This is a genomic window from Pseudomonas sp. o96-267, from assembly GCF_003935465.1.
Lineage (GTDB): Bacteria > Pseudomonadota > Gammaproteobacteria > Pseudomonadales > Pseudomonadaceae > Aquipseudomonas > Aquipseudomonas sediminis.
The window spans coordinates 59,044-74,898 of the sequence record NZ_RHQP01000031.1 but is presented as its reverse complement, the minus strand read 5'-3'; the positions used below and the strand labels follow the sequence as shown (position 1 = coordinate 74,898).

The following is a 15,855-nucleotide window of genomic DNA, read 5'->3' as shown; positions in this document are numbered from 1 at the left end:
TCCACCAGCAACAAGCAGGTCAGGCCATGGCGGCCTGACTTAAACGAAACGGCCTCCACAAAAGCCGGGGCGATTCACTCTTGTGCGCCGAAATGAGCAACAAATCGTCGAAGATTAGTAACCTGAGCACCTCTCCAGCCGTAGATCGATTGGTCGTCGTCACCGACCGCCGTGACCCCACAATGGCCATTAGCAATATATCGGACAAGTTCATATTGGATTCTGTTGGTGTCCTGGGCTTCGTCAATCAGCACATACGCAAGCCCAGCCCGAACCCGGCCCCGGTATTCTTCTTCACGAGCAACGCGGATAAGAGGCAGATAGAGTAAGTCGTCAAAATCGACCGAATTTGATTGGCGCTTCTGCGCCTCATAGCTGATCAATGTATTCCACGCCAAACGCAATTGATCAGGATTCAGATCATGCGCAGCCGTCAGTTGCTCACTGATCGCGTCTTTATTCTTCGCATTTGTAACGTCATAGCCGGCCTGCCTTGCGAGGCTCCACGTTCCAAACCAAGCAACCGGATTCATCTTCTTCTTGTCAGATGACTCAATCTTTTTCGGTAGCCCGTACTCACGAGCCAGTGCTCGCAAAGAACGCTTGCAATCGTTGTCGCTGAGCAGCGAGAAATCGCCGGCAAGCCCATACCCTTCGGGATCATCCTTCAACAGTTTCAAGCCGAACGAGTGGAACGTATCGAAACGGATATTGTGCAAAGAACCGGAGCCGCCAACCCGCTCGACCCGTTCTTTCATTTCCTTCGCAGCCTTATTGGAGAAGGTCAGCATCTGCAGGTGTTGATCTGTATTGAGCTGACCGGCTATCACCAGTGCTCGCCTGGCAATAACCGTTGTTTTGCCAGACCCCGCGCTTGCGAGTACAAGTGCCGACTCAGTAACCGGATGCTCAACAATCAGGTTCTGCTGCGGATTAAGTTTCACGGCTCTGCCCCAGTTCCTGCAGAGAGCGCTGATCGACGGCGATGATTCGCCGGTAGTCGCGATGAGTGATCAGATGCTGCATGACATGCACGGGCTGCTGCTGGTTAATCTCGTAACCTTGCAGCCCATCAAGAGAGGCGGGATAAAGCATCCCCTCTTCTAAAGCGGCTTGGGGAATCAGAGCGCGTACCGACTGAGGGCACACAACCGTGATACGGCCATTACCATAATTGATCACCTCCATTCCCATGTTGTAGAGGCGTTCGGCAACTCTGAGGCAGCGCATTCGATCAACCGCCTGCAGCCAAGCAGTTCTCAGTGTTCGCGAGGTGTTACCGTTGGGGGTAGGCTTTCTCGTAAGTCCAACCCATAGATTTTCGGCAACGATGCCATAGGCATAGGAAATTCGGCTCAGCTTGCTGCTGTATAGATTCAGGCCGCTACTCGCCCAGCCAGAAGCAACGGCAACCTGGATCACGTCAACATCGCCAACCTGGCTCAATACCTCAAGCTCAGGAAGCGCGCACCACTCACGCATATTCCTTGCGTCATAGCTACGGGCACCGCCACTCGCAGAGTTATTGATACTCTGAGCACCCGCGCCGTAGTTCATCAGCTTGCCGACCGTCTGCTCCATCCCCTTGATTCGGACCCTGGCAAAAAGCGGAATCTTCTCTGCGCTGGCCCAATCAACAAGCGCAGCAATGTCTCGCCCCATGCTGGGGAGTTGATGGCTCGGTATAGCGTTAATGCCGTCGCCACTGGGGAATGGTTCGGCAAGCAGGCTTTCCGCCCACTGATAGCGAGGCATCCAGAAGGAAAAAATGTCGGCCTGCTCGTAGCGACGATCCCGCTCACAAGCGGTGTAACGCTGGCAAGCCTGCTCGGCAACTTGCAAGGACGCTGTGCCCGCCGCTGGTTCGTTTACACCAAAAAGCTGGCCAACGGCATTAGCCAGCCCATTACTGGGATACTGTGTAAGGCCCAAATGCACACGAGCCATTTCTGCGGCATTGCCAAGCGTTTCTGCAAGGAATGCAGCTTGCTGACGCAAGTTGAGCTTCGATATACCAAGCTCCTGCGATATCTGAGCTATGCGGGATCGATAGTAGCCTTCATGAGCGATCTTCGGGCTTTTATGCAGCCCGGCCTCGATCAAGTCTCCGAGGCTTGCATTCGTTATCCAAAGGGTCTGCCCAGGTAAATCACTGGCCGACGAAAACTCAAATGGCTCTTTACGGTACTCGCAAGCAACATTGCCCTCGCGACAAAATGGTGTGCCGTCCGCATAGAGCACTACTCCAATCTTGGGCAGGGCCTTCATTTGACGACTCCAAGAAGCTCGTTATCGGATGCCAGCATGTCTTCAAATGTAGACTTCATCCAATAAACGCCCTGCTCCTTCCAATATCGAACATTGGGCCAGAATCGCAGGCTCCCCAGAATGTCTTCGCGCTGCTCATAATACTCTTGAGGAATCAAGGAGAGCGCTCTTGCAAAATCGGAGTCATTACCACGATAGAACGGGATAGAGCCGCCAAGTTCATGATTAAGCGCAGTCATTGCCGCATCAATGTCACGAGCAGCTGACTGGAGTTTAGATAACTGCGGAGTAGGCTGACTCGCCAGCAGGCTGATCACTTGCAGGGCTAGCCGATTGATCTGCACCTGAGTCAGTCTGGATTGCGCGATAAGCATCCCCGGCACGCCAGCGGATGAATCACCCTGACCTTCAATCGTAACCGACCAATTGATGCCAATACTGGCTGCACAAATAGAGCACAAACAGCCCCCATCACCATGAGCTGCTAGCAACCCAGGATGGGCATAATCAACTGGAATCATGTAGCCGTGGGGAACCTGCACTGAGCTGCGGCTGACAAAACCGCAGCTACTGCAAGTGAACTTGTTTTTCCTGAGAATCTGCATCCCTGCGACTTTAGCTTTTTCATTATCAAGCCACCCACCCGCCATCAGCTTTCCAAAAATAACGGGATCAAGAACAGTGCCAATACAAACCTCAGTCATTTCAAGACCCCTATGGACAAGTTGTTGGGAAGGTTATTACAGCGAGACGGGAATACTAAAGCCCCGATAAATCAGGGCTTTATTCGACGCTTAATAGTTGATGTTCAAATCGCTGAGCACCTGGCTGGAAGAGTCGTTGTCGCTAGAGAGGGAACCAGACATCGCCATCAGAAGAGCAGGAATGATCATTGTCATAGCGCCACCAACAACACCCCACAACTGCCAACGAAGTGGCTCCTGATTCTTTTTGGCAATAATGCCACTGACAACTGCAAAGCCAGCGAAGAGGATGCCAGCAGCCATGATCAGCATCAGCACAACAGGAGTAATAGCACCCGCTTCCTCTTCCCAGCCAGTGGAGAAGTCGGAGAGTTTCAAGGCGTAAGCCGGCATCGAGACAAGCAGCGATGGGGCTGCCAGAAACGGGAGAACTGCCAGGCGGCGAAAGCGTTGAAGACTATTCTTCGCGGCCAAGTACATTTTCATTTGAACACATGCTTTCATTACGATTAAACCTCTTTCCATTTTAAACAGGCAACCAGTTAAATCCGGTTGAGTTATCGAGCGCCTCTGCCACATGTAAGCAGGCAATCATCAAGCTGCCAGCCACAATCCTAGAAATGATCGCTGCAATTAAGTCAGCACGCGCCTCCGGGGACAAATACCCCAGCTTTGCTGCGGCGAAATAGGCCCGCGCAAGCACCACATACCCCGCAATAACGACAATACCTAAAGCCGCCATCAATGCAGTTTTGCTGTAATCCTCGCCTTGGCCAGCTGTGTATGCAGAAATTTCGAGGGGATCACTATTAGACCAGAGCGTGTCAGTCCACACCTTTGCCCAAAATGCAATATCGATAAGACCAACCCCGGCAATCATTCGCCACCAAGCAGCAGTTACAGGCGAATAATTCATGGAGTCACGACGCCCCAGCTTCATGATTTCAAATGCGCCCATTGCTGAGATAATAACGCCGCAGGCAGCAAACACATACAAAAGCGAGCTTAGGATTACTGGATATTCAGCACTAAGCTGAATGAACATATCGCCAATGCCTTTCCCAATCTCGAAAAGACTTGATGCGCCACTAGAACTGGTGAGGCTCGTACTTTCAACCGACAAACCGACCAAACTCACGAAATCAATCGCGGCACCCATGCCAGTAAGCATGGCGATAAGTTCATTAAGCATATTCATAAGCCCTTAACGGCGAATCAAACCTTGAGTGGTGCAAACAGCACGATTCACCGGGTCGAACATTTGGACTTGACCGAAACCTGGAACATCAACGCCAGCTTTCAGGTACATGCCAACGCGATCCTGCTCTCGCACCACATAGGCGGACTGGCTATTAACGCCCTTGACGCGCCAATTAGAGGAAACGCGCTCACCCTTGCAGTGGGCCGGCATGTACTGGTCATCTGCCAATGCCTTGGCAGGAGCCTGTCGTGTCGGTGCCACGGGGGCGTTGCTCTGGGCGATAATCTGTTTCCTTGGTGCAGGAGGCGGCAGTTTCGCTGCAGCAGGTTTCATTGGCGGCGGCAACGCGGCGCTACTGGCTGCCTGCGGCTGAGCAGAGCCTGAACGAGTGCCGCTGTTGGCTTTAGCCAGTTGCTGTTGGTACTTGTTGCTCTCAGGCGCCTTCTGGTTGCGCAGCTGGCTAACCTGCGCGGTAAGGCGCTTGATGTTTTGCTCGATTTCATCCTGGTGGGCTTCGTTGCCTTTGAGGATTTCGCTCAACTCAGCTACCTGGCCGCGTATTTCCTCGACCGTACCTTTGATATCGCCAATCGAGGTGCGGGCTTCCAGCACTTGCCCCTCAAGCGTATCCAGTCGCTTGGCATCCACCTTGCGACCAATAGCGCCCTGATCGATCTTGCCCGCATCAGCCGCAGCGCCTGTGCCATTAACATCCGCCAGCAACGAGTCATACATCTTCTCTTCTTCGCTGACATCGCCTGCCGGCTTTTCTTCGCTGTCACCTGCGGTTTTGGCCTGGCCGCCTTCAACTACGCCATTGCCAACATCAGCGCCTGCCTCGACAACCTCCTTGGTAGCCCCATCTGCCTCACCATCAGCAATCTGGCCTTCGGGGTCAGCCACCTCCAGCTTCAGTTCGCTGTCGGCTTTTGGCTCGACGCCGAGCGAGGCCTTGAGCCGATCAAGGTCTTCTTTGGCGTTGAGAGAAATGCCATTTGCAGAGCCGGAGTCGTTGCGAGTCTCGCTCGCAAAACTGCTCGATTGAGACGCCGAATCTTTGCTAAAAAATTTCACCGCGAAGTAGCCCAATCCAGAAATGGACACAACACCAGCCACCACAGCCCCAATAACAAGTTTCTTGATGTCTGTGTTTGCTTGCGGCCCGCGCTTGCCTGAAGGACTAGCAGCAGGGTCTTTCAAGCCAGCCCCGCTCCGTGGCTCAGCCGAAATAGGTCCGCTACTTTGCATCTTGTCCAGATCACCATTATCAAGCGAAATGTCGAAGTCGAAATCGTCACCCTGACTACCGCTTTTATCTTTACCGTTGCTCATATCCACCCCCAGTTCAGTAATCACTTTCTTCAGCAGGTAGGCAAACGTCTTTCAAGAAGAAGACACCCACTTCATCATTAACTTTCAAGCTCACGGTAATTGGGCGGTTAATCCTGTTTTGGAATGCTGCACCAATACTGTCGCCCATAGAACCTAGCGCCATTTTCATTTCACGCTGAGCATCTGAGGATGTGCTTTCAACAACTGCGCCGTTGGTGATAACAACATCGCTATCAGCATTTGCCTCTGCAGCCTTGCCGATAGCACTAAGAACAGTGCCAAAACCCCACCACCCGTACCGATAAAGGATGTGTCGATCAACATCACCCTGGACCGCATTGAGCGTTGTATCCATATCAAGGCCAATCGCTTCCACCGGCAATGTATGCTCATCGGTGACGATGGTTTTCAGAGTCATGCGCAGCCATTCTTCTTTGCGTTCAAACTCACCAAGGAGCTGAGTACCGCGCAGCCGACCATTACGAATGGTCAGGGAAACCGGACCGCCTACATCACTGTTAAGTGCGATATCAGCGGTCGCCATATACATGGTTGCTGCGCGCGTTGCGGGGTTCGCGCACTTCTTGTTGCTATCTTTACCAGGCTCACCGTTCTTGGCATCTGCGGCCTTGGCATTACCACCGGATTTAGGTTGTGCATAAGCCCACTCTACGGAATAGGAAGACGGCACCTTGGCACCCTCTGCATCGATCAGCGATTTCAGAAGGTCATCCATCCCCTTATTTTCGTCGGACTTTCTGTTACCACGCTGCGCCTGGGCTTGAGGCTGAGTTTGTTGCCTTTCACTGGTGCCAACTTCGCTCAACTTCGTTGCCCGCTTAAATTGCTTTTTCGGCTCGAAAGGATTGGCGTCAGCATTTTCTGTGACGATCACCGGATGTGCGCTTGGATCTTTTTCCTGCTTTTCGGGCAAAACATCTGCGTTATAACGGTCAGCCTCTGCACGCTGAATTGCACTTGGGTTTTCGTTAGTGCGGGCCTGCAACGACGCCCCCCTCACGCGGCTCTGGCCGCCCTGAACAACCTCTTGCTCTTCCAGGGAGAAGAAAACCCAAGTCAAAGCAGCAAGAACTAAAACCCCGGCGCCCCCGTATGCGAGAAGACGCTTACGATTTGCCGGTGCAAATATGGCCTTTACTGCTGTCGTCCCGCGAACAGGGGCAACAGTTTCTTGAGCCTCATAAGCCTGCTCACCAATGCGCTCGTTTGTTGTGGCACTGATATTCAGGTCGTCATCTTTAATCTTTTTATCGCTCATCACATGCCGCCCGTGCGCAGGTTGTTTTCCTCATGGATTGCAGTAGCTGGATGGCGCTTGATGCGCAGCGTGACAGTCTTGCCACCCGTATCGGTCCCCATCACTACTGGCGTCCGCTCAAACTTGTATGCGCGAAACTTTCCATTACCTGGTGAAGTGCGAAGAATTTCTGGACTGAATACTGCGACCGGCGTTTGTAGGTACAGGTATTTGCCCTTTAGCCACGCCTTCCCTTCAGCGCCCTCTACGACCATTTCCTCACTGCCTATCGGGCCGACACCATAAAGCGCATTATTCAGATCAGCATCCGAGGGAGTGCCCACGGCTACACCACTGTTCTGGAACAGCAGCGCGGTATCTGTTTGAGGGCCGACCTCTGCCACGCGAAGAGTTGCCACGCGGTGGAACATGGAGGGTTTACCAACAAGCACAATAGTTACCGGCGTGGCGAGGCCATGCAGGTAAACCGTGATGTTTCCGACAACGCCATGCTTGAGCGCTGTCATTGTAAAAGAACCTGCCTGCGGGTCTTTGATATCAATACCAGAAGTAGAGCCACCACCGCCTTCTTCGCCATTACCTTTCTGCTGAGGTGCAGCATCTTCCGTAACTGCCTTCTCGATCAGGACAAGTCCATCGAGAAAGTTACTGATCTTGCGAATAGGCCACGGCTTACCATAAGCATCCACAAAGGAAATCGCCGTACTCTGGTAGCGCGCCAAGAAGATTTTCGGCGCGATCTGGTCTGGCTCAAGCGAGATATCGAACATTTCTTCAATGTCCAAAACCTCTTGAGGAATACCCGGCTCAAAGTCCCCTTCAATAGGGGCTTGCTTAGCAGCAGAGAAGTCCTGAATTTTTTTCCGCAACTTCAAGACCGTTTGGGGGCTTGTACTCAAAGCATTGTCAAGGCGCTGCTCAATTGGCTCCTGCGCTACCACTACTTCTTCTGCATTCACCGAACTGACTGCAGCGAAAAGCACCGACACCACTGCAAGTTTCATAGAAAAATGTTTCATGCGCCCCCCCCAGAACGCTTCGGGGAGACGATGTATTCATCAACCCAGATTCCACTCTCACGCCAGGTGAGACTTACGCGACGAATACGCATGGTCATCACCACATCGAGTGAGCCGCGCTGCTTGCCATCGACGGCGATGCGGTAGGGCACATCGACAACCCACTGGCTGTAGCCACCACGACCTGCCATCGACTTACGGAGAATCGGCTGGCGAGGGACCGCATAAACAGTCCCCTGCTTCTCAGGGGTGAGGTAATCCAAAACCCCGACCTTGCGCAGAGACGCTGCGAAATCCTCCCGCGCCTTGTCCGAAAGACATTCGGTGTCGTTGGCAATCGTCTTTTGCCAATCGACATAGGAGAGGTTGTAGATTTTGACCACGCACTTCTCTGCCCAGCCAAGAATCTCCTTCTGCGAGTACATCGGGTCGGTCAGTAGCGGCAGAGGCCTAATTCGCCCATCAGGGGTTTCACCCAACAACCTCGGCTCGGGAGCGGTGATCGTTTGGTAGAAGTTCCAGCTAATTGACAGGCCAAGCAGACCAACCAGGCAGAAAATCATGCGGTTCTTTGACCGGCGGTCTTCGGCAGCATGAATCCCATCGCGAATAACCGACGCGCCACCATGCCCCTCCAACAGTTGAGCCAGCTCGCTCAGCGTCTCTTTTTCCTCAGACATCCCCATCACCCCCTGTCGATTCGGCACCCACCCAGCACTCTGGGCGCAGGTCATGTCTCGTTACTTTTTGCCCGGTAAGGCGCTCAGTTATCTCAATGGCCACCAGCTCTGCAGGGTGCCTACGTGACTGCGCACGACGCTTCTCTACAGGCCAGCCGCTCGGCGGCGGGTTGTTCTCCCACTTCCGAACCAGCGATACCGACACGCCATGCGCATCCGCCATGAGCTGTCGAAATTCGCTTCTCTGTCCGAACGGCAGCGAGCGTAGAAAGTCGCGCAAAAGCATTTACACCTCTCAATTTGCCACACATCGTAGCAGCTAAATTTTGTTTGGTGTAGTATCACTATACGATAGTTTACACGAGAACGAGCCATGACAACGAGCAACGAAAAAAACCACGCTGACACGCAGAAGAAGACAACTTCCAAGCCTCTACTGCTTGGCGTTGCCATTGGTGCTGCGGTCATGACTGGCCTCTGGAGTTTTCAATCAACTTACAATGCGCAGCCAGGAAGCCCCGCCATCTATGGCACCAGCCAGCCTGAATACGTCATGAAAACACCAATCGAGGCGGTTAAAGAGACACCCCAGCCCCTCACGCCGCTAGCTCCTACTGGAGCCGCGTGCGAGGAAGTGGCACAGCAGGAAGAAGCCTACGAGCTGTTAAAGAAGCTCTTCCCGGCAGCATCTTTCCTGAGCGCCGAGCCTCTTGCTTTTGGTAACACTAAATCGTGTTTGCTTGAGGTGGAAATGCTCGCAGACCAGGACAACCCGAAGACCAAGGGTTTCGTCTATGTGCTCCCCGATGGTGAGCATTTCCTGAATGGGCCGCTGATGAATAAGCGCAGCGATATTTCGCTGGGCAACGGCGACTTGAGCGCTGATGTGCAGCAGGCTCTGAATGAGCAGCGGGCCGTCATTGACGACTACATGAGCAAAGCTCAAACGCGAGATAAGAGCCAAGGGCAAGGTCTTACCCGGCCGCAGCAGCCACAGCCACAGCCACAGCCACAAACCGAGCAAAACCCACTGTCCACCCAGCTCGCAGACAGTTTCAAGGGCGAGGGGCAAACGCCGCCGACCCCTGAGCAACTGCGGATTCGCCTACTGAGCAAGCTGAAAGAGTTTGACGCACTGGAAACTGGCACCGGGCCGAATGATGTCTATGTGCTCTTCGACCCGAACTGCAACCACTGCCGGAATCTGCATGCTCAGAGCGAGAAGCTGGCAAAAGAGCGCGGCATAACCTTCCACTTCATTCCGATGTTCTTGAACGAGACCAGTTGGGCTATGTCTGCCCTGGTGATGAAGGAGATGAAGTCCTCTCCCGAGAATGCGGATTCCCTGCTCAAATCCATGATGGCAGGGAAATGGAAACTCAACTCGACAGAAGGCCAGCGAGCAATTGGTACTCTGCAAGAAGGTGACTATGCGGCGGTCAAGCCAGCCACGGGCCTTTTCGTCGAACTGCACAGGGCCAATACCCGCATTGGCACTCCGCTCATTGCCTTCAAGAACAGCTCTGGTGGCGTCGATGTGATCAGCGGAATGCCGCATGATGACGACTGGAAGAGCCTGCCCGTAGCCAACTGACAAAAAAAGCGCTGGTGATGAGCCAGCGCTTTTCTCTCCCCTACTCCACCACTCAGCTCATCCCGAACTCCCGCCTTGCATGGCTCTGATCAGGCGCTGGCTCCCAATAGAGGGTGCTGTTGTCAGAGTCCCAATCATCCCCAAGCTCCATCGGATTGCCTGCGGCATTCGACAGTCTCGCCTCGGCCAAGTCACCGGAAAGAAAACGAGTGAACAGCCGCTCGGCCTCAGCTGCGCCGAAATACTCGCCCACCCCGGTTACACCTTCGACGAAAGTGCCGACACGGCTGAACGTGTGCGCCTCCTGGCTCTTGAAGTCATCGAACCTGAATTGACCTTCCTTCCAGAGCTGAAACGCATAGGCCTGGACTTCCTGGCAGTCTGTACGCATGTGATCGATCACATGCTGGTCAGCGCCCTTCGCTACCAGAAGCATCTCGACCTTCTCGGCCAGCGGCCCATCAACAGCGAACACATGGGACAAACCAGCACGCTCTTCTGACGTGAGCAGTTTCCCATGACAGGCATGCCAGGCCTCGTGATAGAACGTCCCTTCATCAGCGGCGCTGGCATTGAGCGTGATCAAGTCACGCGCCAGCTCATACATCCCGGCCTTAGCAACTGGATCATTCACTATCAGGGTGCTCGGGGCGCACTCGGCAAACAGCCGCTTCAGTTCAACGCTCGCCAGCGCGCTCAGCTGATCAACAGACAAGGGCATCACGCTGCGCATCTCGGTGTTGAGCACGGGCATTTCAAGGTCACCCAAGAACGGGTGTGCGACCTGAGCTACCTCCTGCTTGATTGCGTCGAGCCACGGCGAAACGAAGTGATTGATCCGCTGAAGGTGTTCGGCGTCTGGGTACACTGGATGACTGCCAGGAGACTTCTCTGCGCCTACTAAGTAGTCATTGCGCTCGCCAGTATCATTGAGCCGGTCCTTAAACCAGATTTCCATCGAGCGGGCGAACATCTCATGCGGCGTACCCCAGTAGTTTCCTGACGCTCCGTCTTCCGCCATGCTGCTCAGCAGCATCTTGCTTTGCTGCTGGTACTGCTGAATGTCCTTGTAGTCGTCCTCGTCACCGGGTTTGCGCATGATTGCCACAACGAGGTCTTGGAAAGCGCGCTGCATCTCTTCACGCAACCCGCTTTTCTGGATGCTGGGCAAGGCCCCATCTTTCTGCAGCAGGTAGCCGAACGTATCAGTCATATCGACCGGCGTACCCGTGGCCAGATGCCCATAGTGACGTGCAACGGCATGGAAATACTCGTGGGCCAAGGCCCCATCGCCGCGCATCCTGGTCAAGTTGATTGCCATATTGACTGGCTCGAAATGAGCGTTTGCAGCCCGCGCGCCGCCTTTGCCACGAGAGCCGATGCAGAGTCCTAGCCGTCCTCCAAGGCTCAGCGACATCGGCTCCCATCCCATGACTCGGGCAAAGTCCATCATGCTGTCGTAAGCCAGGTTCAGGTGCTTCTCACGCTCAGCCTGGTTGGTCCAGTTACCGTACTCGACACCAGAGAAACCGAATGTGCGGATGAAATCCTCTGCCGTGACGGATCGACCATCCCTATAGTCCGGCCCATTGCGCACAATCTCGCCTCGCACCACCTTGCTACCGCTCGATGCAGGGGCAGTCCGTTTCTTGCTCTTGAGCACGTCAGACCATGAAAGCTCGGCCAGCTCGGTAATCAACTTACGGCTGCGATGGGGCGTAAAGTCGCTCCAGCTTAGGCTCCTGTTGTAGCCACGAGCATATACGTCGCGGCAGTACAGACTTCTGGTGCTGTGCTCAAGATCAAGCCATACACCAGAGGTTGCTGCCCGGATCTTCTCCGAGAAAGACAGTTCACCATTGCCCGGCGCAAACGGCTCTTTCAGCAGAGGCTCAACGGCTTCCTTCATCGAGCTGATGACGTTGATGAAGGCCGACACATGCTGCCGGCTCGCAGTGATCGGGGCCTTGGGCAATGTCTTCCAGAAAAGGTCGTACACATAAGCCGTCTTCAGCTCGATCCCGGCTTCGCGCATTTCCTCAAAGCTCTTGCGAGGCCAAATCAGCTCGCGGGTGATGTACTTACCTTTCTGCTGATCACTCATCTGCTCAGCTGCGTCCAGCAGCTCCATGCGACGCATGCCCCTGATGTCCTTGGCTGCAAGGCCTGCGACTACGCCGGTATCTTGATAGCCCTCCTGCGTCGTACTGGGAGCAGATTCCTTGAGCTTCGCCGGGCCATCCCCGTTGAGCAGATTGGCAAGATCAGGGTCCGCAATGGCGACCCCATCGATCAAGATGCCAACACCGCGCACCCTCATACGGTTTTTAAAGTTGACCGCCGCGCTTTCCATTGTCACGGCTCGCGTCTGATCGAGCGTAGCGGCATCAACCGGTACACCGACCATGCGCCACTTGTAGCCCGCTCGGGAAGAAGAGAACAGGCAAACAACACCCTGATTACCCTCGGCTTTCCGCAAGGTGTCGGCTATCTGGTCAAGCATGCGGTCTTGCCCGCCCTCGCTCATCTGGCTGACGCGCTTAGCCTCTTGCATGAAGACCTGCGCCTTGATCGCTTGCCGTAGATCAGCAATGCCCATTTCACGGAGCTTCTGCGGTACGAGCTTCAACCTCTCGTACAGGTCATAGTTCTCGGCCACCTTCCGCATCTGAATGAGCTTGTCCTGCGAGCTGGCAATAGGCTCGATTGCATCAAGTAGCTTGATATACAGGGACAAGGCTTCCGCTGGCGTTTGGAAAATCGCCCTCTCGCCGTCGCCTCGACTGCTGCGAGTGAACTTGACGGGGACTCCTGCAGGTACAGGGCAGATGGCACCCTCGGGCATTCTTGCTTCTACATCGTAGAGCGACACCTTGATCGACGGGACGTTGTTGATCCAGTCGTGACCAAGACGGCCTGGGGCCGACAAGGCGGTGGCCACCTCATTCAGGTCCACAAGGCTTGCAGTCAAGCCGCGCACATCCACGTACACGTCATGCACAGCCCCGTCCGGGTTCTTGATTGTGATCCCATCATGCAGCGCATCTGCAAGACTTGATGCCCCGAGCCTGTGCAGCTCATTGAAGGTTCCGCGCACCAGGACTGACTGGATGCGCAGAACATCCTCAGCAGTGATCTGCTTGTCCAAGTAGTCGGATATCTTGGGCCAGAGCATCGGTGAGCGCACGCGAAAGCCCGATGACACGTATGAGTTTGGTGAGCCAGCGTTTGCCAGCTGTGATAGCTGAGCAGATGAAGAGATAAGTTCGGCCTCGGCAAACGCTCGCCCTTGTTCGACCTGCTTAGCGGCTTGCCCAATGTGGAGAAGCCCGCCACTGAGAATCTTCGCCTCAGACTCTTCGTTGTAATTCACCTCCCTCGTCGCGCCAACCGTTACCGCGAGGGACATGCTGAGTCCTGGCTTAAAGCCTTCCTCGGTATCAATGAGGGTGCTTTTGATGACAAAGCCCATTGGCAGTGAGCCGTACTGCCGCCTGCTGGCACCCTCCATCACCGCCGCGACTCGTTCTAACCACTCCAGATTTTCCTGAGAGTAGATATGCCCATCAGCCCCGAAGCTCTCGACTTCCTTGAGCGATGTAAATAGAGGCTCTACCCCCTCAATCGGCGGGAATGTTGCCGTGTGAGCGCGCACATAGCGCAGTAGCAATTTCTCTTGCTCATCGGTGACGGGAATAGCCAGATCAGCTTCGCCAGCTCCCTCTGTCTGCGAAGTATCTGCATGGGGTATCAGTTGCTCAAGCGCCTGTTCGTTCGCCCAGTCTTGCGCTGAGTGCTCAAAGTAGAGCTGCGTCCGATCTACCCAGACCGGCGCTGAATAGGCATAGCCGCCAGCCCATCGGGGGGCCTGGATGACCCAGCAGCCCTTGTCTGTGACAGACACCTTCCGCGCTACACGACCGGACTGCTGTATGCCATCAGCAGTAATCCACTCAACGCTCTCACCTTTGGCGAATAGGAGCTTGCCGGCGTTCGATGGCAGGAGTGAGGACTTGCCGCGCCGCTGCCACCCAAGCGCGTCTGCAAAGTCCTCTGCATCGGCAGAAAGAGAGCCGCCGCCTACGGTCATCTTGGTCAATGTCAGCCCGTATAGCGTCTCCGTTTCCGGGGTGACTTCGCCGGCCAGTGCTGCTTCAACGAATGACCAAGCCTCGGCCCTGGTATGCGTGGCATCGTGCTCCATGCTCAGCGCTACCATCACCGTAGCCGTCTGCCGCTGCCAAAGCCTCAGCAGAACATCCTGTACATCGAGCGGCACTCGATCCGGTTCCCGCTCGCGCGCCTCATGAATGTCATCGTTACGCATCCCGACAAGATCAATCTCGTGCGAGAGAAATGCGTATTCAGACTGCTTCAAGGCACCGAGCTTCAACCAGCCTTCGTTGCTCTTTCTAAAACCAAGCGAACTGAGCCTGGGCGCCCATTCTTCCGGTGCCTGCATGACAGAGGTGATCAGCTTTCCTCTGACCATGATGGGGTCGATCAGAGCAGTAGCGTGACGACCCCATACGCTAGGTATTTCATCCATAAACAGCCCCCTCGCTCAGCTTCAGCCCATTTTGGGCGCAGTGGCTGCGGGGCCTTTTTCGCCGCCCCCAAAGCCAAGCGCACCTGCTATACGCTGGAACAATTTCTGGAGGCTGCTGAAGATGCTATTCATCATGCTGTCCATCTTCTGCAGCAGTGTTTCGCCACCGATCTTCACGGAGTCCAGTAGGGCTTCATTCTTTTCCGTGAACTTACGGATAGGCTCCAAGACCCGCTCGACCACGGCATCAGGCGCATCGCCCTTCTTGATGCCCTTGTCCATCATCAGCATGGCCTGCTTCTTCAGCTTGTAAGCGTGCTCGCTCAGGCTGTCGAGGTAACGCTTGTTCTCAGGGTTAGAAAAGAACTGGTGCGCCATTTCCTGGCGCTCATCAAGCGGAATACGGCTGTCATCCAGCCCCGACAGACCAGCATCGCGCAGCCCCTGCAGCTCGCTATCAAAGCCACTGATCGTGCGATCCAGTTGAGCATTTTGGCGAGCGTCGATGTAATTGCTGAGCGAAGAGCTAATAGCCCCACCGCCCTCCCCAATTGCCTTACCGAGTTTCGCGAGGCCCACGCCCCCCATCAGCAAAGCAGCCTTGCCCAGGCTCATTTCAAAGCGCGGGGCTGCTTCCTGCGGGTTGTTTTGAGCGGCTGCACTGCTCGCCATCGCCCTATCAAACTGATCTTGAGGGAACTCCTTCATGGATGGCTTCTGCAGCCCATTCATAAAGCTGTTCATGCTCTCGCCTTTGGCCATAAACGAGCGCGCACTGTCGGAACCGAAATACGGCTCTTCGATCTGTTTCAGCAGGTCTTCTTCGGTTACTGAGTCACCCAGCTCCGGGCTTTCTTCTGCGCTACTGTCCTGTTCCTGCTTGCCTCCGCTCAACACGGCGTTGTGAGCGGCGATCATGGCTTCGCTCTCATCGCTACTGAGCAGATCGTCGTCGTCAAAACTGAACTCGCCTTTTCCTTCGCTGATCAGTTCGACACTGGCCAGATCGAACTCAGGCGCAGGCTGCTGCTCAATGCTCTCGCTGATCAGCTCGACGCTGCCCAAGTCAAAATCAGCAGCAGTGCTACCTGGCGCAGCCATATCAAGGCCTGCCTCATGGGCAGCAGCAAACTCTGCATCGACTTGAGCGTCATCCATTGCCTGGTCCGACATTGCCAACGCTTCGTCTATTTCCTGCTCAATGTTCCTAGCTTGTTCTACGGACATAT

General features: G+C 54.7%; 12 protein-coding genes. 1 reads left to right on the top strand and 11 read right to left on the bottom strand.

The window, feature by feature from the left end:
* Positions 1–74: 74 nt before the first annotated feature.
* The 9 genes from EGJ86_RS19525 to EGJ86_RS19485 all read right to left on the bottom strand — a co-directional run bounded on the left by EGJ86_RS19525 (position 75) and on the right by EGJ86_RS19485 (position 8,483).
* Positions 75–944, bottom strand: coding sequence for a UvrD-helicase domain-containing protein (locus tag EGJ86_RS19525; RefSeq protein WP_158620912.1), 870 nt, complete (start codon positions 942–944; stop codon positions 75–77).
* The gene (locus EGJ86_RS19520; RefSeq protein WP_125836295.1) at positions 934–2,268 is read right to left on the bottom strand and encodes a hypothetical protein; all 1,335 of its coding nucleotides are present in this window, start codon (positions 2,266–2,268) and stop codon (positions 934–936) included. The genes EGJ86_RS19525 and EGJ86_RS19520 overlap by 11 nt, the downstream gene beginning before the upstream one ends.
* A complete protein-coding gene (locus EGJ86_RS19515) occupies positions 2,265–2,972 on the bottom strand; it encodes a hypothetical protein (protein WP_125836294.1) in 708 nt (235 codons plus the stop codon). The genes EGJ86_RS19520 and EGJ86_RS19515 overlap by 4 nt, the downstream gene beginning before the upstream one ends.
* A gap of 90 nt (positions 2,973–3,062) precedes the next feature.
* Positions 3,063–3,458, bottom strand: coding sequence for a hypothetical protein (locus EGJ86_RS19510; protein WP_125836293.1), 396 nt, complete (start codon positions 3,456–3,458; stop codon positions 3,063–3,065).
* A 40-nt stretch (positions 3,459–3,498) separates the two neighbouring features.
* Positions 3,499–4,164 (bottom strand): hypothetical protein, encoded by a 666-nt coding sequence (locus EGJ86_RS19505; RefSeq protein WP_125836292.1) that lies wholly within the window; start codon positions 4,162–4,164, stop codon positions 3,499–3,501.
* Between the two features lie 12 nt (positions 4,165–4,176).
* Positions 4,177–5,505: a hypothetical protein gene (locus tag EGJ86_RS19500; protein ID WP_125836291.1), complete on the bottom strand. Its 1,329-nt coding sequence runs from the start codon at positions 5,503–5,505 to the stop codon at positions 4,177–4,179.
* A 13-nt stretch (positions 5,506–5,518) separates the two neighbouring features.
* On the bottom strand, positions 5,519–6,784 hold the full coding sequence (locus EGJ86_RS19495) for a DotG/IcmE/VirB10 family protein (protein ID WP_125836290.1): 1,266 nt from the start codon (positions 6,782–6,784) through the stop codon (positions 5,519–5,521).
* Positions 6,784–7,803 carry a DotH/IcmK family type IV secretion protein gene (locus EGJ86_RS19490; RefSeq protein ID WP_125836289.1) on the bottom strand — a complete coding sequence of 340 codons (1,020 nt, stop codon included), beginning with the start codon at positions 7,801–7,803 and terminating at the stop codon, positions 6,784–6,786. The genes EGJ86_RS19495 and EGJ86_RS19490 overlap by 1 nt, the downstream gene beginning before the upstream one ends.
* Entirely contained in the window at positions 7,800–8,483 is a 684-nt protein-coding gene (locus EGJ86_RS19485) for a DotI/IcmL family type IV secretion protein (RefSeq protein WP_158620911.1), read from the bottom strand. The genes EGJ86_RS19490 and EGJ86_RS19485 overlap by 4 nt, the downstream gene beginning before the upstream one ends.
* Before the next feature lie 373 nt (positions 8,484–8,856).
* Between EGJ86_RS19485 and EGJ86_RS19480 the strand changes: the two genes are divergently transcribed.
* Positions 8,857–10,077 (top strand): hypothetical protein, encoded by a 1,221-nt coding sequence (locus EGJ86_RS19480; RefSeq protein WP_125836287.1) that lies wholly within the window; start codon positions 8,857–8,859, stop codon positions 10,075–10,077.
* 52 nt (positions 10,078–10,129) lie between these two features.
* On the opposite strand, the gene EGJ86_RS19475 is transcribed toward EGJ86_RS19480, so the two are convergent.
* Both EGJ86_RS19475 and EGJ86_RS19470 read right to left on the bottom strand, forming a co-directional pair.
* The gene (locus tag EGJ86_RS19475; RefSeq protein ID WP_125836286.1) at positions 10,130–14,626 is read right to left on the bottom strand and encodes an LPD1 domain-containing protein; all 4,497 of its coding nucleotides are present in this window, start codon (positions 14,624–14,626) and stop codon (positions 10,130–10,132) included.
* Between the two features lie 21 nt (positions 14,627–14,647).
* Positions 14,648–15,853 carry a hypothetical protein gene (locus EGJ86_RS19470; RefSeq protein WP_125836285.1) on the bottom strand — a complete coding sequence of 402 codons (1,206 nt, stop codon included), beginning with the start codon at positions 15,851–15,853 and terminating at the stop codon, positions 14,648–14,650.
* Positions 15,854–15,855 lie beyond the last annotated feature (2 nt).